Here is a 19,206-nt window from a genome sequence, read left to right as displayed (position 1 = left end):
AAGGCAGCGATCGCACCGGCTTCGCTTGTGGGGGCGAATATGAAAACGGACGCGCCAGTGCTATTCCAATGGCTTCAGCCGCGCCTCGATCTGCTCCCGCTTCGGCTCCAGGAAGGGCGGCAGCGACAGGCTCTCCCCGAGCGACTCCAAGGGCTCGTCGACGGCAAAGCCGGGGCCGTCCGTGGCGATCTCGAACAGAATGCCGTTCGGCTCGCGGAAATAGAGCGAACGGAAATAAAAGCGCTCCACCTCGCCGCTCGACGGCAGATGAAAGCCCTTCAGCCTCTCGGTCCACTGGTGCAGATGGTCGACGTCGGGCGCGCGGAAGGCGACGTGGTGGACGGCGCCCGCTCCCTGCCGCGCGATCGGCAGGCCCGGCTGGACCGCGACATGGAGTTCGGCCGCCGCCCCGCCCTCGCCCATCGAGAACACATGCACCTTGCCGTTTCCGTCCGGCGAGGGATAGTGGCGCACCTCGCGCATGTTCATAACATGGGTGAGCACCAGCGCCGTATTGGTGATATCCGGCACGCTAATGGTGATCGGCCCGAGACCCCTGATCTGGTGCTCGGCCGGCACCGGGCTCCTTTCCCAGGGATGCGAAGGCTGAAGCCCGCCGTCGTCCACTAGTAGGAACCGCTGGCCCTCACCGTCCTCGAAATCGAGATAAACCCGACCGTCGATTTCGCCGACCTCGCCTGAGGACACGTCGAGCTCGTCAAAGCGCCGCTTCCACCATTCCACGCTTTGCGCACTGCCGACGCGGAGCCCGGTGCGCGAGATGCTGTGCGTCCCGCGCCCTTCCGGTCCGACCGGCCAATCGAAGAAGGTCAGATCCGAGCCCGGCGTCGCCTTCCCGTCGGCGTAGAAGAGATGGTAGGCCGAGGTGTCGTCCTGGTTGACGGTCTTCTTAACGAGCCGCAGCCCAAGGGTCCTCGTGTAAAAGCGCAGATTTTCGGGCGCGTTCGCGGTAATCGCCGTCAAGTGGTGAATACCTGTCAGTTGCAAGCTCATGATTGCCCTCCTGATGCCTTCCGTTGAGCCGAATATCGGCGTCCGGCCAAGCATTCTGCAAGTGGGGACGGCTCGAACGGATTGTTCCTTGACAGCGAACGATCGAAATCAGACCCGTCTGAGGTCCTTGAGGTAGGTATTCTCCGCTCGTGAAATGGCAAAGGCTTGCGGGTCGATTTCCGCATAGATCACGATTTCGTCGGCGGAATTGGCTTTCGCCATCACCTGTCCGTCAGGCGATGCGATGCAGGAAAGACCGGCGAAGGAGAACATCGCGTCCGAGCCGCAATGGTTGACATAGGCGACGAAGACCTGGTTCTCGAAGGCCCGGGTCTGGATCATGTGATCGGTTATGAAGGTGCCCGACCAGCCGGCCGGAAGTGCGGTCGGCACCAGCACGGCATCGGCACCGGCCGATGCCAGGCGGCGGACATTTTCCGGGAATTCGACATCGTAGCAGATCAGCATGCCGCAGGTGACGCCGCGATGTTCGAAGAGGCGCGTCGAGGGTGCCGCGGGTGTGAACAGCGCGCGCTCGTAGTCGCCATAGAGATGCGATTTCCGGTAGATCGTCGGCGCGGCATCGCCATCCACATGGACGGCGCTGTTGTAGACGGCCGCGCCTTCCCGTTCTGCGAAGCCGGCGATGATGGCGATGCCGGCGTCGCGGGAAATTCGCCGCAAAGATTCAACGGTCGACCCGTCGGCCGGCTCCGCGAGCGCGCGGATGTCCTCACCCGCGCCGTAACCGGTAATCCCGAGTTCGGGTGTCACCAGCAATGTCGCCCCCTTGGCCGCGGCCTCGGAAGCCGCGCCCTCGATACGGGCGAGATTGGCGGCGAGATCGCCGCCAACGCTTTTCATCTGCAGGGCCGCGAGCTTCATCATTTTTGATCGGATGCCATGGCGCCGAGCAGCTTCGGCAGGTCGCCTAAGCGGGCGACGAGACCGAAGATGACCGCCGCCGTCGAAACGAAGAGGACGGTTACCGAAGCCATGGTCGGCGTGTAGCCGTAGCGCAGCGCGTTGAAGATCTTGATCGGCAGCGTTTCCATCGTAAACCCGACGGTCATATAGGCGACGATATATTCGTTGAGAGACAGCACGAAGGCGAAGGCGTAGCCCGAGACAATATAGGGCAGGATCAGCGGCAGCACCACAGTGCGGAAGATCGTCCGCTCATCGGCGCCCATCGTCGCGGCGACCTCGACCAGCGAGCGATCGATCGAGGTAAAGCCCAGCGACAGCGTCACAAGCGGCAAGGTCACGAAGAAGATCGCGTGGCTGACCACCGCCGTCCAGGGTTGGCCGTAGAAGCCGGCGGTCGCCCAGAAGGTGAGCAGGCCAAGCGCCGTGATCACCGGCGGCAGCGTGAAGGGTGCGACGCCGAGGAGCTGGAAGATGTTCGCCCAGGGCGCCACCCGCCGCCACAGGAACCAGGCGAGCGGCAAGGCGATGGCGACGGCGAGTGCGGCAGAGAGCACCGCGAGCGTCACTGAGGCGAGGAGAGCGTTCCGCCATTCGGGGTTCAGGAAAATTTCGCCGTACCAGGATGTCGAAAAACCTTCCGGCGGAAAGGCGAGCGTCTGCTTCTGGTTGACCGAGACGCCGGCGACGACGATCAGCGGCAAGGCGAGAAAAAGCCCGATCAGGAAGAAGTAGAACTTGCGGAAAACGGACGTCATGCCGCTTCTCCCTTCCGTCCAGCAATCACCGTCAGCGCCACCAGGCCGAGCGTCACCAGCACCAGGAACACGGCCATGGCGGCGGCAAAGGGCATGTTCGACTGGTAGATCGCCTGATCGGTGATCAGCACCGAGAGCGTCCAGTGCTGCGGCCGGCCGAGAAGCTGCGGCAGCAGATAGGAGCCAAGTGCAAAGATGAAGACCATGATCAGCGTCGCGACGATGGTGTTCCTGAGCGCCGGCACGACGACGGTGAAGAAGGCCTTGAGCGGCGAGGCACCGAGCGTGCGGGCTGCCTCGGTCAGCGTCGGGTCGAGCCGGACGAGCGCCGGAAACAGGACCAGCACCGTGTAGGGAAAGGCCTGGTAGACCATGCCGGTCAGCACCGCCGCGAAGCTCGGCGTCAGAGCCTTCGCCTCGCTCATCAGGCCGAGCGCGACGAGAATGTTGGTGATGCCGGCGGTGCGCGAGAACAGCGTCGACCAGGCAAAGCCGATGATGACCTCGGAGAGCGACAGGATCGAGAGCAGCGCGACCAGCCAGACGATCTGCACGCGACGCGCCATGCGTGTCAGCAGATAGGTGAACGGCAGTGCCAGCACCACACAGCAAATGGCGACCGCGATCGCCATCATCAGCGAGAAGCCGAGCACGCCGCCGAAGAAGGCCGAAAGGAAGCGCTCGTAATTGTCGAAGACGAAGGCTGGCGTGTAGAACCCACCCTGCTGCCGCTGGAAGAAGCTGACGGCGATCATCGTGCCGAAGGGCACGACGAAGAAGATGGTGAGCATCGCCGCGGGGAAGAGGAGCGGCGAATAATCGCCGAGGGTCTGGGGCGGTTCGCGTCTCATTTGCGCAGCACCACGCAAACATCCGGCGTGAGGGCCACGCCCACCTGCTGGCCGACCGTGACCTCCGGACGCTCCCGCGGCGTCGAGACCGCGACGATCTGGCGGCCGGCGACATCAACGAAGGTCTCGATCGTGCCGCCGAGGTCGCGCACGAAAGTGACGGTGCCGGTCAGCGCCCCGGCCCCTGGTGCGGTCAGGTGAACGTCTTCCGGCCGGATCGAGATCGTCGCCTTGGCGGCGCCTGTCGGCAATTGCAGCCCCGGCACCGGCTGACCGAGCACGGTCACATGGTTCCGGCTATCGGATTCGGCTTCGATCAGATTGGTCTGGCCGATGAAGTCGGCAACGAAACTGTCGGCCGGCCGGCGATAGATCTCGATCGGCGAGGCCGCCTGGCGGATTTCGCCGCCGCTCATGACGACCACCGTATCGGCCATGGTCATCGCCTCGCGCTGGTCATGGGTGACGACGATCGTGGTGATGCCGAGCTTCTGCTGCAATTGCCGGAGCTCCACCTGCATCGCCTCGCGCAGCTTGGCGTCGAGTGCCGAGAGCGGCTCGTCGAGCAGGAAGAGCTTCGGCGAGATCGCCAGCGCCCGGGCGATCGCCACACGCTGGCGCTGCCCGCCCGACAGCTTGGAAACCGGCCGGTCCGCATAGCCGGGAAGATGGATCATCGACAGGAGCTCGTCGACCCGCTTCTTCTGCTCCTCCTTCGGCGCACCGCGGATGCGCAAGGGGTAGGCGATGTTCTCGCCGACCGTCAGATGCGGAAAGAGCGCCAGCGACTGGAACACCATGCCGAGATTGCGCTTGTGCGTAGGCACCCGGGTGATGTCCTCGCCGTCGAGCCGGATGGCGCCCGCGGTCGGCAGGTCGAGCCCGGCTATCATCCGCAGAAGGGTCGTCTTGCCGCAACCGGAAGGGCCGAGCATGCAGACGAATGTGCCGTGCGGCACGGTGAGGTCGACGTCGTTGACGGCCCGGAAGGCTCCGAATTCCTTGACGACGTTCTGAAGGGCAAGTCCCGACATGTGTTCCCCTGCTCTCGCGCCTCATGCGCGGATGCCGGCCGCGCCCCGTCCAGTTGCGGGCGATACGGCACAGCAGCATTCTTGAATTTCCGCATAGGTTATCCCCAAAACGCTTGCGCTTTAAGGGATCGTGCATCGAGCCATCCGTGCCCGCCCCGAATCTTCAGGGCGGGCACGTTTTCGTTGCCTCATCAGCCGACGATCAGTTCCGTCCACTTCTGGTTCAGCCAATCGGACTTCGTCTGATAGAGATCGTAGCGCGGGACGATCGGCTCGATATCGGACGACACGGCGGCAAATTCCTTGTCCGTCAGATCGGTCGACTCGCGCTTGACGGTCGGCGAGGTTCCGACCTTGCGCGACAGCGTCGCCTGAATGGCGGGCTGGCACATATAGTCGATGAAGATATGCGCCTCCTCCGACTTCTGCGAGGCGCGCGAGAGGGCCCAGCAACCGGAATCCTGGATGCCGCCTTCCTTTGGGAAAGTCGAGCGCACCGGGTGGCCGTCTGCAGCGGCAAGGCCAGTGACGTCATGGTAGTACTGGCCCATCGGGATTTCGCCCGACTTCAGCGCCTGCTCGAACTGCGCCTCGTCGCGGTACCAGAGGCGGACATTCGGCTTCACTTCGGCGAGCTTCTCGAACGCCTTCAGGATGCCCTCCTCAGTGTCGAGCGCATTGGTGCCGCCCATGTGAGTCTTGGCGGTCACTTCGAGCAGGAAGGAGTTGGAAACCAGCGCCAGCAGGCCGAGCTTGTCGGCGTTTGCCGGATCCCAGAGAGCCGTCCAGGAGGTCGGCGCTTCCTTATAGACGTTGGTGTTGGTGACGAGCGTGATGTACCAGGAGACAGCCCCGACACCGGCAACGCGGCCGTCCGGATACTTGTTGACGAAGCGGTCGAGCAGGTCCGACGCATGCTTGATCTTTGCCATGTCGATCGGCGTCCACAGCTCGGTCGCCTGACCCTTGAGCATCGCGACCTGCGACATCATCGAAACGTCCGCCGGCGCCTGTCCCGCCCGGGCGGCCTGCTCGAGCTGGACCAGCCAGGCCTCGCCCGTCGGTTCGGCGATCGACTCGACCGCAATGCCCGTCGCCTTGGTGAACTCCGGGAAGATGTTCTTGTCGAAGGAGTCCTTGAAGTAGCCGCCATAGACGCCGACTTTCAGCGACTTGTCCTGGGCTCTCAGCACCGCGGGCATGGCCAGCATCGATGCACCGGCGAGCCCCGCCCCCAGCAGCGTGCGGCGCTTGATGGAACTGATGTTCATTGCATGTCTCCTTTGTTTTGACGGCAGTCGCCGCGTTCCCGTTATCTTGAATTTTATAACCGTCCAGTGGAAATTACACGCGTTCCTCGCGCGGTTAGCGCGATCTTGCAGCCCTTACCCCTTGCTTACGACGCTGGGGCTGAAGACCATCAGGCTCAGGATTTCGAAGAGCACCTGGGCGCCGGCATGGGCGGTATTGGTCGTAGCGTCATATTGCGGGGCGACCTCGACAACGTCGCCGCCGACGATATTGACGCCCTTGAGGCCGCGTATCAGCTCCAGCACCTCGCGCGTCGTCAGGCCGCCGACCTCGGGCGTTCCGGTGCCGGGCGCGAAACTCGGGTCGAGGCTGTCTATGTCAAAGGAAAGATAGGTCGGGCCGTCGCCGACGATCTTCTTCGCCTTTTCGATGATGGCGGGGATGCCGAGGCCGGTGACTTCCTCCGCATGAATCACCGTCATGCCGGACTCGTAGGAGAATTCCCAAAGATATTCGGCCGAGCCGCGAATGCCGATCTGGATGACCCGCGTCGGGTCGAGCACGCCGTCGAGGACGGCATTGCGGAACGGGCCGCCGTGATGGAACTTGGTGAGATCATAGGCGCCGCCGGTATCGCAATGCGCATCGATATGGATCATGCCGACGGGCTCTCTTTTGCCGACCGCCTTGAGGATCGGATGGGTCATCGAATGGTCGCCACCGACTGAGAGCGGCACGACGCCGGCATCGACGATCTGGTTGAGGCGCTTCTCGATGTCCTCATGGCTGAGTTCCAGCCGGTAGCGGCTGCGGAAAGGCACGTCGCCGATGTCGGCCACCCTAAGATCATGCACTGGCGCGCAGCCGAGAACGTGGTTGTACGGCCCGATCCGCTCGATGGCGCGCAGCGCCCGCGGTCCGAAGCGGGAGCCCGGGCGGTTAGTGACGCCGAGGTCCATGGGGATGCCGACGATTGCCACCTGCAGATTGCCGAAATCCGGCTGCTCGGCATCGACTGGCATATAGGGCGCGGTCAGGAAGGTGGGGATGCCGGAATAGGGCGCGAGCCGCGTGCCGCTCTTGGTGAAGATCTTGTCCGCCACCTTGCGGAAGGTCGGATCGAAGAGTTCGCCGCCATGGCTTTCGCCATACTTCGCCTTCAATTCGCCGAGCTTTTTCTCATCCCAGGCCATGCGCCGGAGCCTCCTTGTCATTCGCCGGGGAATGAAAGCGTCGCAACACCGATCGCAACTCGCGGTGCTGCCGAGCAATACAGGCGCAATCATGTTCCCCAGGCTTTTGCCCTTGTTGGAACCTATTAGGTGACAAAACCTCTGGAAAATCAATTGACATTGTTATAGCTTTTTGTGTGAGAAAAACTCACATGCTGAACCTATCGGAGTTCCGTTGTCGAGCCGCCTACCCCCATTGAACCCGCTGCGCGCCTTCGAGGCGACCGCCCGGCGTGGCTCGGTTTCCGCGGCGGCCCGCGAGCTCAATGTCACGCATGGGGCGATCAGCCATCAGATTCGCGCTCTGGAGCTTTCCTTCAACGCACCGCTCTTCGAGCGGGGCGGCAAACGACTGAGGTTGACGCCCCAGGGCGCACTGCTGTTGCCCGCCGTCATGCACGCCTTTGCCGAGATCGCCGCCGCCACGGCGGCGATGACCCGCCCCGCCACCAGCGGCGAACTCCGGATCACCTGCGTGCCGGCGCTGCTCTCCTTCTGGATGATCCCGCGCCTGCATCAGTTCACCGAGCAATATCCCGACGTGCAGCTGACGCTGATCGCCTCCAACGACGCGGCGCATCTCCACTCCCCCGACGTCGACGTCTGCCTGCTCTATGGCGATGGCAATTGGGGAGACAGCTGGGCAAAGCTCTGGAGCCGGCTGGAGCTGTTTCCGGTGGTGAGCCCCACGCTCCTCAACATGCGGCCGCTGCGCTCGGTCCGGGACCTGCGTGACCATGTGATGCTGCATGGCGACGACGGCCGCGAATGGAATACCTGGCTCGCCGCCGCCGATGCGACCGACCTCCAGCGCGGCCGCCAGCATTTCATGAGCGATGCGCGGCTTTCGACGGAGGGCGCCCTGCACAACCAGGGCGTGGCGCTCGGCGATACGATCACCGCCGGCAGTCTCATCGCCCGCGGCGAGTTGATCGCGCCCTTCGACCTGACGGTGCCGGCCAACGACGCTTTCTTCGTCGCTTGCCGCAACGAGGTACGCGCCGCGCCGATCGTCCGCGTCTTCATCGACTGGCTGTTTGCGGCGCTCGAGAGCGACCCGATGCCGGAGCTCCAGACATCCGCCCGCACCATGATCCGTAGCCGCAGGCAGGAAGATCCGAAACCGGCAGCGGAGAGCTTTCGGCCGGTTTCGTCACCCCGCAGCCGGCGCTTGGAAACCCCGCAAAAACGCAAGATCAAGTCATAGAGCCGGGTACGCCCGCGCCACTCGCCAACCACAGGATACGCCGATGCCTCATCTCAATCCGCTCATCGCAAAGCTCTCGCCGCCGCCGGTCCCCTCCGTGCTTGCCTGGGCGAAGGCCTATGACGGGGCAAAGGGCCCGCTGATCGACCTCTCCCAGGCGGTCCCCGGCTATCCCGCCCATCCGGATATGCTGAGATGGCTCGGCGAGGCAGCGGCATCTCCTGCCTACACCGGCTACGGCGTGATCGAGGGCGAACCGGAACTGCGCAGCGCCTATGCCGATCAGGTGGCAACGCTCTATGGCGCGCCCATTGCTGCCGACAACATCCACATCACCTCCGGCTGCAACCAGGCCTTCATCTGCGCCGCCATGGTGGTTGCCCGCGCGGGCGACACGGTGATGATGACCAACCCCTACTATTTCAACCAGGAAACGACGCTGGCGATGCTCGGCATCAATGTCGAGCTTGCGCCTCTGGACGCCGGCGCCGGCTTCCTGCCCGAGGTCGAAACGATCGCCGCCGCACTTCGTCCGGGCGTTCGCGCCCTTGCGCTCGTCTCGCCGAACAATCCGACCGGCGCCGTCTATCCGGTGGACCTGCTGCAACGCATCTATGAGGTCTGCCGCGCCAACGGGACTTGGCTCATCCTCGATGAGACCTATCGCGACTTCCTGCCCGATGCCGCGGCCGCGCCGCACCGCCTGCTTCAGACCAAGGACTGGCAGGACGGTTTCATCGGCCTCTACAGCTTCTCCAAGTCCTTCTGCATCCCCGGCCATCGCCTCGGCGCCATTATCGCGGGGCCGGCGGTCGTCGAGCAGGTCACCAAGATCATGGACAATCTGCAGATCTGCGCGCCGCGCTCGGCCCAGGCAGCTGTCGCGAAAGCCATACCCGCACTCGCCGACTGGCGGCTCGCCAATCGCTCCGAGATCACCGCCCGCGCTGACGCGCTGAAGGACGTGATGAGCCGCCTGCCGCAATGGAAGCTTCAGGCCGTCGGCGCCTATTTCGCCTATGTCCGCCATCCCTTCCGCGACATCGACTCGCAATTCGTCGCCGAGAAGCTGGCAAAGCTTGCCGGCATCGTCTGCCTGCCGGGCGATTATTTCGGCGAGGGCCAGGAGAGCTATCTGCGCTTTGCCTTCGCCAATGCCGATGTGCCTACGATCCTGAAGCTGGAAGAGCGGCTGGCAGGGTTCGAACTGCCGGGCATTTGATCTAACCGCGGCGGGCGATGAGGATGCCGATGAGCACGATCGCGCCGCCGGTGGCCTGCATGATACCGACGGGCTCGCTGAGCAGGACCCAGGCGAGCACGGCAGCCACGACCGGCTGCACGAGCAACGTCAGCGAGGAAAACGCCGCTGGCAGATAGGCGAGCGCATAGGTGATCGCCACCTGTCCGCCGGCGTGACTGACGAAGGCAAGGCCGAAAAGGATCGCCCAGCCGAAGCCCGTTGGCGGCAGCAGCGAGGGCTCGGTAAGCACTGCCATCGGCAGCGTGCAGACGGCGGCCGAGGCGGTGCTCCAGATCATGATGCGATTGGTGCCGAAGCGGCTGCGCAATTGCCCGATGGCGAGGATATAGCCGGCATAAAACATCGCGGCGACGATCGCGATGCCGTCACCGAGGAGGTCGCCGCCGCCAAGCGCACCCGGGCCGCCTTTCAGCACGACGACGCCGGCAACGGCCGTGACGAGGCCGGCCATGAAAATGCGGCTCACAGGCGAGCGGAACAAGGCCCAACTGGCAAGCGTCACGAAAACCGGGGCGAGATTGGCAAGCAGCGTCGCGTTGGCCACGGAGGTCAGGGTGAGCGAGAGGTGCCATGCTCCGAGGTCGACGGCGAGGAAGACGCCCGGCAGGACGAGCAGCGCATAGTCGGACAAGCGCTCCGGGCGCCGGTCGGCGGATGCATCCCTGCCAAGCCCCGACCAGGCAAGGAGCGGAATAAGCGCCAGCGCCACACGCCAGAAGGCCGTTGCCATCGGCCCCACTTCCGAGAGCCTGACGAAGATCGGCGATCCGGCAATGGCGACACCACCGACGAGCAGCGCAGCCATGGCGAGCGATTGTTGCGGGGAGGCGGAAGTGACGGCTTGACTCACGGTAATGTCCGGATGCTGGGAGGAAGCGCCCAAAGGCGCCCCCGCCAGCTATCAGAACTGCCTGGCGAGCAACAGCCCCGAAAATTCGCCCGGAGAGGCAATTGTCGGCAGCCGTTGCAACGTACTACGCCGCGTCCGGCAGATGCACCGTCTTCACCTCGAGAAAATCCTCGAGGCCAAAGGTGCCGCCCTCACGGCCGTTGCCAGACTGCTTGTAGCCGCCGAAGGGGCTGCCGTAGCGGTGCGGCCCGCCATTGATATGCACCATGCCGGCGCGCAATCGCGCCGCGACCCGCTCGGCGCGCTGCCGATCGCCCGTCTGAACATAAGCCGCGAGACCATAGTTCGTGTCGTTGGCAAGCGCGATCGCTTCCTCCTCCGTGTCGAAGGGAATGATCGCCAGCACCGGCCCGAACACCTCCTCGCGTGCGATCCGCATCGAGTTATCGACGTCCGCGAAGATCGTCGGCTTGACGAAATATCCGGTCTCGAAGCCCTCCGGCTTGCCGGGGCCGCCGACGAGGAGCCGCGCCCCTTCGCCGACGCCCACCTCGATCAGCGCCTGGACCCGCTCGTACTGGATATGGCTGACCAACGGGCCGATATGCGAACCTTCGCTGGTCGGATCGCCGACCGCCGCCTCCCGACCCACGCGCCGCGCGATCGCCACCACATCGTCATAGACGCTGCGCTCCACCAGCATGCGGGTCGGCGCATCGCAGGATTGGCCGGAATTGTTGAAGCAATCGAGGATGCTGCCGGTCACCCTCTCCTCGAGATCAGCGTCGGCAAAGACGATGTTCGGCGACTTGCCGCCAAGTTCCAGCGTGACGCGCTTGACCGTGTCGGCGGCGTCCTTGCTGACGGCGATGCCGGCCCGCGTCGAGCCGGTGAACGACATCATGTCGATGTCCTGATGCTTCGAGAGCGCAGCGCCGGCATGAAGGCCGTCGCCATTGACGAGGTTGAAGACGCCCGGCGGGAAGCCTGCCTCCTCGATCATCTCCGCATAGAGCATGGCGTTGAGCGGCGTGAACTCGCTCGGCTTCAACACGCAGGTGCAGCCGGTCGCCAGCGCCGGAACCACCTTGAGGGCGATCTGGTTGACGGGCCAGTTCCACGGCGTGATCAAGCCGCACACGCCGATCGGCTCGCGCATCAGCGTGTCGCCGTTCGGAAGCTTTTCGCGCAGCTTCAGTCGCTTCAGCGCATCGATATAGCCCTGCAGGTGGCCGACGCCGACATCGGCCTGTTGTTCGCGGCTCATGGTCTTCGGCGCGCCGAGCTCGGCGGTGATCGTATCGGCCATTTCGTCGTATCGGCGCTTGTAGATCGCGAGCAACTTTTCCAGGAGCGCCAGTCGCTCCTCGACGCTCGTCCGGCTATAGCTCTGGAACGCCTTTTTGGCGGCAGCGACGGCTCGGTCTATGTCGACCGCCGTACCAAGCGAAATCACCGCGATCGGTTTCTCGGTTGCCGGATTGAGCACGTAAAGTTCGTTCTGTGCAGCGGGTTCGACCCACTCGCCGTTGATGTAGAATTTGCGTTTGTCGAGCATGGGCTCTCTCCTCCCGTCGGTGTCTTCGACTTGAGCGGAGGCTACGACGCCGGAGACACTGCCTGCAAGGGGAACGATTTTACGCTCGCGGGCCCTCAAGCTGAAAGCAAGATATCGTTTCGAAGTCGGGCGTAGCGTGCAGCCCTTGGGAGCCGACCGACCCCTCAGATGGCGCCGATCACCAGCGCCGAGATGAAGCTGAAGGCCGCCACGATGGCGATCGAATGGGGAAGGAGGTTGACTGGGCGACGCCGGGTCGGCTGCGCGGGATAGATCGCGTATCGGGATTGGGTCATCGCCTTTGTCGCGTTCATTTTTCTCTCCGCTGTTGGCGTTGGCCTATACCTATGTTCTCCTATATTCTCGATTGAGTTTATAGATATTATTTTCCCCAGAACCTGCGGGAGATGAAAAACCGTTTCCGCCGAGGTCAGTGGCTGTTGTTGCGCTCGCGCTCCTGCAGTGGCGTGACCAAGTCTCGCTGAACCACGGGTTCAGCAGCGAAACGTCGGCCGAACGGTGCGAGCGGCTGAGCCCGCTATCGGGCTCCACCGACGTCCAGACGGTGAAGTGCGTCAGCTGATGCTTGCCGAAGGTCTGGATCAGCGGAATGTCTGCCGCATCCCGGCCCCGCGCGACAGGAATGCGGCCGGCACGCCGCCCATTGTTCTTGGCGTCGAACGTGTACCACCGGTCGCCGAGGAACACCTCGAACCAGGCGTTGAAATCCATCGGCGCCGGGCTGTCCGGTGCGCCGATGTCGGCCATGTAGCCGTGAACGTAGCGGGCCGGCATGTTCATGCAGCGGCAGAGAGCGACGGCGAGGTGGGCATAGTCGCGGCTGACCCCCAGCCGGTCCTCGTGCGCTTCGAGCGCCGTGCGCATCGCCTGCGCATAGCCGTAGCTGAAGATCAGCCGGTCATGCACATAGTCTGAGATGGCCTGCACCCGTTGCCAGCCTGCCGGAATGCTGCCGAAGAGCCGCCAGGCGAGCGCGCTCAGCCGATCGGTCTCGCAATAGCGGCTGGCGCAAAGATAGGGCAGCAGAGAGGGAGGCAGCTTTTCGACCGGCACCGCATCCGCCAGAGGATCCGACGCGTCGAGCCGCCCGTCGTCGCTGATCACCGCGTCGTAGCCGAGCCGGGTTTCACCCCGGGAGAGAACCATGCGCAGGCAGATATTGTGATGCGGGTCAATGATTTCCTCCATCGGGATGAGCGGCGAAGCGACCGGCCCACGCTCCGTGACGACTGCACTGCGCCGTTCCTTCGCGACGGACAGAAACGTCATCATCGGCGTGGGTTGCGGGCAATCGATGCCAATCTCGTAACCGAAGCGGATGAACATATTCGACCTCCCCACTGCGATTTGCCGACACTTGCTCCCGCAGGCTGAAACGCCGGCGACAGCCCGGGATTGCAACCCGTTCGAAGCTCAATCCCTGAAGTTCCTTTGATTTCCGCGCCAAGCCGGCGGGCCACCCCGCCCGCGCGCCGGAATACTAGCGCATCGCCGCATTGAGCGGTATCGATTTCGAGGCGAAGCCAGCACCCGCCGGCAGCCGCAAGGCTACCAGCCGACGGCGTCCTTGAAGGAATACCACCAGGAGCCGATCGTCGAATATTGCGCGCGGAACATTCGCCCACCGGGAAAGGGATACCAGGGCAGCTTCTCGAACATGTCGAAGCGCGACTGATCGCCGTCGATCGCCTCGGCGAGCGTCCGGCCGAAAAGATGCGAGCCTGTCACCCCATGACCGCTATAGCCATGGGCGAAATAGGTGTTGGCCCCAATGCGGCCCATCTGCGGCACACGCGTGAAGGACAACGCGAAATTGCCGCTCCAGGCATAGTCGATCTTCACGCCCTTCAAACGCGGGAAGACCTTTTCGAGATTGGGCCGGAGCTTCGCTACCACGTCGGCCGGATCGGTTCCGCCATAGACGGTGCCGCCGCCGAAGATCATCCGCTTGTCGGCCGACAGCCGGAAATAGTCGAGGATATAGCGCACGTCCTCGACGCACATGTCGCTCGGGATCAGCGATTGCGCGAGTTCCTCGCCGAGTGGCGCCGTGGTGATCATCTGCGTCGAGACGGGCATGACGCGCGAGACGAGCTCGGGCACCGCATCGCCGAGATAGGCATTGCCGCAGAGCACGACGATGCGCGCTGAAACTTCGCCCTCCTTGGTATGGACGGTCGGCCGCCCCGCCTTGTGATCGACACGGGTCACCGGCGACATCTCGTAGATGATGCCGCCGAGGCTCTCGAAGGCGCGCGCCTCGCCGAGCACCAGATTGAGCGGATGCATATGGCCGCCGCTGATATCAAGCATGCCGCCGCAATAGGCCTCGGAATCGACGAGCTTGCGCAAATTCTCCCGGTCGAGCAGCAAGTGGTCGTCCATGCCGTATTTGCGCCAGAGCGCCTGCTTGGCCTCGAGTTCCTTCATATGCGCGCCGGTATAGGCGGCATAGATGTTGCCTGACTTCAGGTCGCAGTCGATTCGATACCGGCTGACGAGTCGCCGGATGATCCGCCCGCCTTCCTGGACGAGGCCGCCGATAAAGCGCGCCGCGTCCTCTCCGAAGCGATGCTGGATCGCCGAGAGACTGGCGTTGAGACCATTGACGACCTGGCCACCGTTCCGTCCGGAGGCGCCCCACCCCACCTGCGCGCCCTCGACCACCGTGACCTTGTAGCCCTTTTCGGCAAGATGAATCGCCGTCGCGAGCCCCGTGTATCCGGCGCCGACGACGCAGATGTCGGTTTCGACGCGCCCCTTCAGCCTGGTCGGCGTGCGGATGATGTTGCGGGAGGCGGCATAGTAGCTCGCCGGATAGCCGCCGTCGCCGGCATAGGACTTCGTGACGCTCACCCCGTGGATTCCCGTCTGACGTAGGTCTTTGTCGGCACGAGGCATATCGCAAATCTTGCCCCTTGACCATGCGGCGCGACGGCTGTCATATTGCTCAGATGTCAGACCAATTCTGAGGCGGCGAATGCCCGAGCCCGGGAAAGCGATGCTTCTGCCCCTGCCCCCGGTGGACCGGGTGCAGCAGGTGATTTCCGCCCTCGCCGACTACATTCAGCGATCGGGCCTGGAGCCCGGTGACCGGCTGCCGGCGGAGCGCGAATTGATGGCGGCACTCGCCGTCGGCCGATCCACGGTGCGCGAGGTCATCAGTCATTTCCAGGCGCTCGGCGTCGTCGAAGCGCGCAAGGGCAGCGGCACCTATCTGCTGCGCGCCATCTCCGGCGCGACGATCCACATGCCGCTGACGCTCGACACCCGCCATCTTCGCGACGCCCTCCTGCAGACGCTCGAAGTTCGCCGCGGCATCGAAGTCGAAGCCGGCATGGTCGCCGCCCGCCGCCGCACCGACGCCGACCTCATCAACATCGAAACGAAGCTCGACGCGATGGAGCGTGTGCATCTATCCAAGGGCACCTCCGGGCCGGAGGATCTCGCCTTTCACCTGGCGATCTACGACGCGACCCACAATCCCCTCTTTCGACAGCTGCTCGAGCAGATGCGCGAGGCCTTCGAGCGCTTCTGGGAAAAGCCCTTCGACCGGCCGGATTTCGCCCGGCGGTCCTTTCCCTTTCACCGAACCCTCTTCGACGCGATCGCCTCGCAGGATCCGCACGCCGCCCGAGAAGAGACACTAAAAATCCTCGCGATCGTCGAGGAAGACATCAAGGAAATGTCCAAATGAATGACGGCCTCGATCCGTTCGACAGAGCCTCGCTGATCGCCGCCCATGACGAGGGCCACGCCTTCGACGCCGTCGTTCCGCCGATCGTCCAGACCTCGCTCTTCACCTTCAAGGACTATGACGAAATGATCGCCTCCTACCGGGGCGAGCGCGTCCGGCCGATCTACACCCGCGGTCTCAACCCCACCGTCAGGCTGTTCGAGGAGATGCTGGCGCAGCTCGAGGGTGCCGAGGATGCGATCGGCTTTGCCAGCGGCATGTCCGCGATCTCCTCCACGGTTCTGTCCTTCGTCGAGCCGGGTGACCGCATCGTCGCGGTGAAGCACCTCTATCCGGATGCCTTCCGGCTGTTCGGCACGCATCTGAAGCGCATGCGCATCGAGGTCACCTATGTCGACGGGCGCGACGAGGAGGCGGTTGCGCAAGCGCTGCCCGGCGCCAAGCTCTTCTACATGGAGAGCCCGACAAGCTGGGTGATGGACACCCATGACGTGGCCGCTCTGGCCGCACTTGCCAAGTCGCAAGGGATCGTCACCGTCATCGACAACAGCTGGGCGAGCCCGGTGTTCCAGCAGCCGATTTCGCTCGGCGTCGATCTCGTCATCCACTCGGCCTCGAAATATCTCGGCGGCCACAGCGACGTCGTCGCCGGTGTCGTCGCCGGCTCCAGGGACCTGGTCGGCCGCATCCGCTCCGAAGCCTATCCCTATCTCGGCGGCAAGCTCTCGCCCTTCGATGCCTGGCTGCTGATCCGCGGACTTCGCACCCTGCCGATCCGGATGAAGGCGCATGAGCGGTCGGCGCTTGCGATTGCTCGGCGCCTGCTGGAGCATCCGCTGGTCGAAACGGTCTGCCATCCTGGCCTCGGCAATCACCTGCCGCCGGGCCTCTCCGGCACGTCCGGCCTCTTCTCCTTCATCTTTCGCGACGGCGTCGACGTGCGCCGCTTTGCCGATCACCTGCAATTCTTCAAGCTCGGCGTATCCTGGGGCGGCCACGAAAGCCTCATCGTCCCGGGCGAAGTCGTCCTGGCGCAGAAAGCGCAACCCAATTCCGCGGCCGCCTTCGACATTTCTCCGCGGTCGGTACGGCTCCATGTCGGCCTGGAGGGAACGGAGGCCCTCTGGAGCGACCTCGAAGCGGCGATCGACGCCGCTTCCTCAGGCTGACAAGGGCGGGATGGGGGAAGCGATTTTTCCGTCCGCGTCCCGCCTTCGAAAAGTTGATCAACCATCAAGAACAAAGGGAACAAAGATGAGGAAACTGATCACAGCCACCCTGCTCGCCACGCTGATGGCCGGCAGCGCACTTGCCGATACCAAGCTGAAGCTCGTCGAGGTCATCACCAGCCCCGAGCGCACCGAAACGCTGAAATCGATCGTCGCCAAATTCGAGGCGGCGAATCCCGGCACCACTGTCGAAATCATCTCGCTGCCCTGGGGCGAAGCCTTCCAGAAATTCGCCACGATGGTCTCGGCCGGCGAAATCCCCGACGTGATGGAAATGCCGGACACCTGGCTGTCGCTTTACGCCAATAACGGCATGCTCGAGAGCCTTGAGCCCTACCTTGCGAAGTGGGAGCACACGCCGGGGCTGACCGAACGCGCCCTGGAACTCGGCCGCGACGTCAACGACACCGCTTACATGCTGCCTTACGGCTTCTACCTTCGAGCGATGTTCTACAACAAGAAACTGCTCTCGGAGGCCGGTGTCGCCGAACCGCCGAAGACGATGGACGATTTCGTCAAGGCGTCGGAAGCGGTCTCGAAGCTGCCCGGCAAGTCCGGCTACTGCCTGCGCGGCGGTCCGGGCGGCCTCAATGGCTGGGTGATGTTCGGCGCCACCATGGCCGGCGACAACACTTTCTTCAAGGAGGACGGCACCTCGACGATGAACAGCGAGGGTTGGGTGAAGGGCCTGACCTGGGTGATCGACCTCTACAAGAAGGGTCTCGCGCCGAAGGACAGCGTCAACTGGGGCTTCAACGAGATCGTTGCCGGCTTCTACAGCGGCACCTGCGCCTTCCTCGACCAGGATCCGGATGCGCTGATTGCCATTGCGCAGCGGATGAAGCCGGACGACTTCGGCGTCACCACCATGCCGAAGGGCCCAAGCGGCAAGGCGTTCACCACGATCGGCTTTGCCGGCTGGTCGATGCTGTCGGCCAGCCAGAACAAGGATCTCTCCTGGAAGCTGATCGAAACGCTCGAAGGGCCGGAAGGCAACATCGAGTGGAACAAGCGCACCGGTGCGCTGCCGGTCCACAAGTCGGCAGAAAAAGACCCCTTCTATGCGAGTCCGCAATTCAAGGGCTGGTTCGATGAGCTTGCCGACAAGGACGTCGTGTTGACGGTCATGCCGACCTACTTGGAGGAATTCGCCTTCTTCAAGGATTCGCTCGCCATCAAGACCACCCAGGAAGCACTCCTCGGCGACATAACGCCGGAAGAGCTCGCCAATCAGTGGGCTGAATACCTGACCAAGGCACAGCAAAAATACCTGGCGAACAAGAAGTGATCCGACATGAAGGGCGGCAGGTCGCCTGCCGCCCTTTATCAACGTGAGACTGAACCGCCCCGCCGGGCGGCAGGAGGACCTCCGATCGATGGATTATGCCGCAAGCCAGCACGGCCTGTCCGCAAGCCGCCGGCCGCTGATGAAGCGCATCGCGGACGCCTCGGCGCCCTATCTCTACAGCGCGCCGGCGCTGATCCTGATCGTCACGGTGATGCTGGTGCCGCTGGTGCTCGGCGTTTCCTATGCGTTCCGCGACGTGCAGCTCCTCAATCCGTTCTCCGGCGCCTTCATCGGGCTCGATCATTTCCGGGCGCTGGCGCAAGACCAGGCGTTCTTCCGCTCGCTGCGCAACACGCTCTGGTGGACCGGTGCATCCGTTCTTCTTCAGTTTGCCTTCGGCCTGATCCTGGCGCTACTGCTCGACAAACCGTTTCGCGGCCGCGCCATCGCCCAGGCGCTCGTTTTCCTGCCCTGGGCGGTGCCGAGCTTCCTTGCCGGCCTCAATTGGGCCTGGCTCTTCAACCCGGTCGTCGGGCCGCTGCCGCACTGGCTCTACGCGCTCGGGATCATGAGCCAGCCGGCGAACATCTTGTCGGATCCGCAGCTTGCGATGTGGGGGCCGATCGTCGCCAATATCTGGTGGGGCATTCCCTTCTTCGCGATTACGCTGCTGGCCGCGCTACAGGCGATCCCGCGCGACCTCTACGAGGCGGCGAGCATAGACGGCGCCGGCGCCTTCCAGCGCTTCCTGTCGATCACGCTACCTTTCCTCGCGCCGACGATCGCGATCACCATCCTGTTGCGCACCGTCTGGATCTCGAACTTCGCCGATCTCATCATCGTCATGACAAATGGCGGGCCGGCCGACCGAACCCAGATCGTTGCCAGCTACATCTTCACCCAGGCCTTCAAGCGGCTCGATTTCGGCTATGCCTCGGCAATCGCGCTGGTGCTCCTGGCGCTGCTGCTCGCCTATTCGCTGCTGATCGTCATCCTGCGGCAATGGCTCCTGAGCAAGGATTGAA

At 63.8% G+C, this 19,206-nt stretch carries 18 protein-coding genes; 6 read left to right on the top strand and 12 right to left on the bottom strand.

All coding sequences use genetic code 11. The features are described from left to right. Positions 1-60: 60 nt before the first annotated feature. The 7 genes from RHIBR816_RS0109975 to speB form a co-directional block, all read right to left on the bottom strand. Complete coding sequence (locus RHIBR816_RS0109975) at positions 61-1,014, bottom strand: ring-cleaving dioxygenase (protein ID WP_026186828.1); 954 nt, start codon at positions 1,012-1,014, stop codon at positions 61-63. 108 nt (positions 1,015-1,122) lie between these two features. Continuing rightward, the gene (locus RHIBR816_RS0109970) at positions 1,123-1,902 is read right to left on the bottom strand and encodes a carbon-nitrogen hydrolase family protein (RefSeq protein ID WP_018236387.1); all 780 of its coding nucleotides are present in this window, start codon (positions 1,900-1,902) and stop codon (positions 1,123-1,125) included. Next, on the bottom strand, positions 1,899-2,699 hold the full coding sequence (locus RHIBR816_RS0109965) for an ABC transporter permease (RefSeq protein ID WP_018236386.1): 801 nt from the start codon (positions 2,697-2,699) through the stop codon (positions 1,899-1,901). Before RHIBR816_RS0109965 ends, RHIBR816_RS0109970 begins: the two co-directional genes overlap by 4 nt. Beyond that, positions 2,696-3,550 carry an ABC transporter permease gene (locus tag RHIBR816_RS0109960; protein WP_018236385.1) on the bottom strand — a complete coding sequence of 285 codons (855 nt, stop codon included), beginning with the start codon at positions 3,548-3,550 and terminating at the stop codon, positions 2,696-2,698. The genes RHIBR816_RS0109965 and RHIBR816_RS0109960 overlap by 4 nt, the downstream gene beginning before the upstream one ends. Next, positions 3,547-4,584, bottom strand: coding sequence for an ABC transporter ATP-binding protein (locus RHIBR816_RS0109955; protein WP_018236384.1), 1,038 nt, complete (start codon positions 4,582-4,584; stop codon positions 3,547-3,549). Before RHIBR816_RS0109955 ends, RHIBR816_RS0109960 begins: the two co-directional genes overlap by 4 nt. Before the next feature lie 191 nt (positions 4,585-4,775). Next, positions 4,776-5,855 (bottom strand): PotD/PotF family extracellular solute-binding protein, encoded by a 1,080-nt coding sequence (locus tag RHIBR816_RS0109950; RefSeq protein ID WP_018236383.1) that lies wholly within the window; start codon positions 5,853-5,855, stop codon positions 4,776-4,778. A gap of 114 nt (positions 5,856-5,969) precedes the next feature. Continuing rightward, complete coding sequence (gene speB, locus RHIBR816_RS0109945) at positions 5,970-7,028, bottom strand: agmatinase (RefSeq protein WP_018236382.1); 1,059 nt, start codon at positions 7,026-7,028, stop codon at positions 5,970-5,972. A gap of 214 nt (positions 7,029-7,242) precedes the next feature. Between speB and RHIBR816_RS0109940 the strand changes: the two genes are divergently transcribed. Together RHIBR816_RS0109940 and RHIBR816_RS0109935 are read left to right on the top strand one after the other, a co-directional pair. After that, positions 7,243-8,274, top strand: a complete 1,032-nt coding sequence (locus RHIBR816_RS0109940) for a LysR substrate-binding domain-containing protein (protein WP_026186827.1) — start codon at positions 7,243-7,245, stop codon at positions 8,272-8,274. 43 nt (positions 8,275-8,317) lie between these two features. Beyond that, entirely contained in the window at positions 8,318-9,496 is a 1,179-nt protein-coding gene (locus RHIBR816_RS0109935; RefSeq protein ID WP_018236380.1) for an aminotransferase, read from the top strand. 1 nt (position 9,497) lies between these two features. Here the strand turns inward: RHIBR816_RS0109935 and RHIBR816_RS0109930 are convergent, their stop codons facing one another. The 5 genes from RHIBR816_RS0109930 to RHIBR816_RS0109910 all read right to left on the bottom strand — a co-directional run bounded on the left by RHIBR816_RS0109930 (position 9,498) and on the right by RHIBR816_RS0109910 (position 14,868). Continuing rightward, on the bottom strand, positions 9,498-10,343 hold the full coding sequence (locus RHIBR816_RS0109930) for a DMT family transporter (protein ID WP_018236379.1): 846 nt from the start codon (positions 10,341-10,343) through the stop codon (positions 9,498-9,500). 169 nt (positions 10,344-10,512) lie between these two features. Continuing rightward, on the bottom strand, positions 10,513-11,946 hold the full coding sequence (locus tag RHIBR816_RS0109925) for an aldehyde dehydrogenase family protein (RefSeq protein ID WP_018236378.1): 1,434 nt from the start codon (positions 11,944-11,946) through the stop codon (positions 10,513-10,515). 164 nt (positions 11,947-12,110) lie between these two features. Beyond that, on the bottom strand, positions 12,111-12,260 hold the full coding sequence (locus RHIBR816_RS35770) for a hypothetical protein (RefSeq protein WP_018236377.1): 150 nt from the start codon (positions 12,258-12,260) through the stop codon (positions 12,111-12,113). A gap of 31 nt (positions 12,261-12,291) precedes the next feature. Beyond that, the gene (locus tag RHIBR816_RS33905) at positions 12,292-13,293 is read right to left on the bottom strand and encodes a transglutaminase family protein (protein WP_018236376.1); all 1,002 of its coding nucleotides are present in this window, start codon (positions 13,291-13,293) and stop codon (positions 12,292-12,294) included. Between the two features lie 222 nt (positions 13,294-13,515). Then, a complete protein-coding gene (locus RHIBR816_RS0109910; protein ID WP_052522682.1) occupies positions 13,516-14,868 on the bottom strand; it encodes an FAD-binding oxidoreductase in 1,353 nt (450 codons plus the stop codon). Positions 14,869-14,947: 79 nt separating this feature from the next. On the opposite strand from RHIBR816_RS0109910, the gene RHIBR816_RS0109905 reads away from it, so the two are divergent. The 4 genes from RHIBR816_RS0109905 to RHIBR816_RS0109890 all read left to right on the top strand — a co-directional run bounded on the left by RHIBR816_RS0109905 (position 14,948) and on the right by RHIBR816_RS0109890 (position 19,205). Beyond that, positions 14,948-15,664, top strand: a complete 717-nt coding sequence (locus RHIBR816_RS0109905; RefSeq protein WP_026186825.1) for a FadR/GntR family transcriptional regulator — start codon at positions 14,948-14,950, stop codon at positions 15,662-15,664. After that, a complete protein-coding gene (locus tag RHIBR816_RS0109900; protein ID WP_018236373.1) occupies positions 15,661-16,833 on the top strand; it encodes a PLP-dependent transferase in 1,173 nt (390 codons plus the stop codon). Before RHIBR816_RS0109905 ends, RHIBR816_RS0109900 begins: the two co-directional genes overlap by 4 nt. Positions 16,834-16,918: 85 nt before the next feature. After that, entirely contained in the window at positions 16,919-18,181 is a 1,263-nt protein-coding gene (locus RHIBR816_RS0109895; RefSeq protein WP_018236372.1) for a sugar ABC transporter substrate-binding protein, read from the top strand. A gap of 88 nt (positions 18,182-18,269) precedes the next feature. After that, positions 18,270-19,205 carry a carbohydrate ABC transporter permease gene (locus RHIBR816_RS0109890; RefSeq protein ID WP_018236371.1) on the top strand — a complete coding sequence of 312 codons (936 nt, stop codon included), beginning with the start codon at positions 18,270-18,272 and terminating at the stop codon, positions 19,203-19,205. Position 19,206: the final 1 nt, after the last annotated feature.

The sequence above is a fragment of the Ensifer sp. BR816 genome, from assembly GCF_000378985.1.
Lineage (GTDB): Bacteria > Pseudomonadota > Alphaproteobacteria > Rhizobiales > Rhizobiaceae > Sinorhizobium.
The sequence above is the reverse complement of the archived record's forward strand: the minus strand, read 5'-3'. Positions and strand labels throughout refer to the sequence as shown.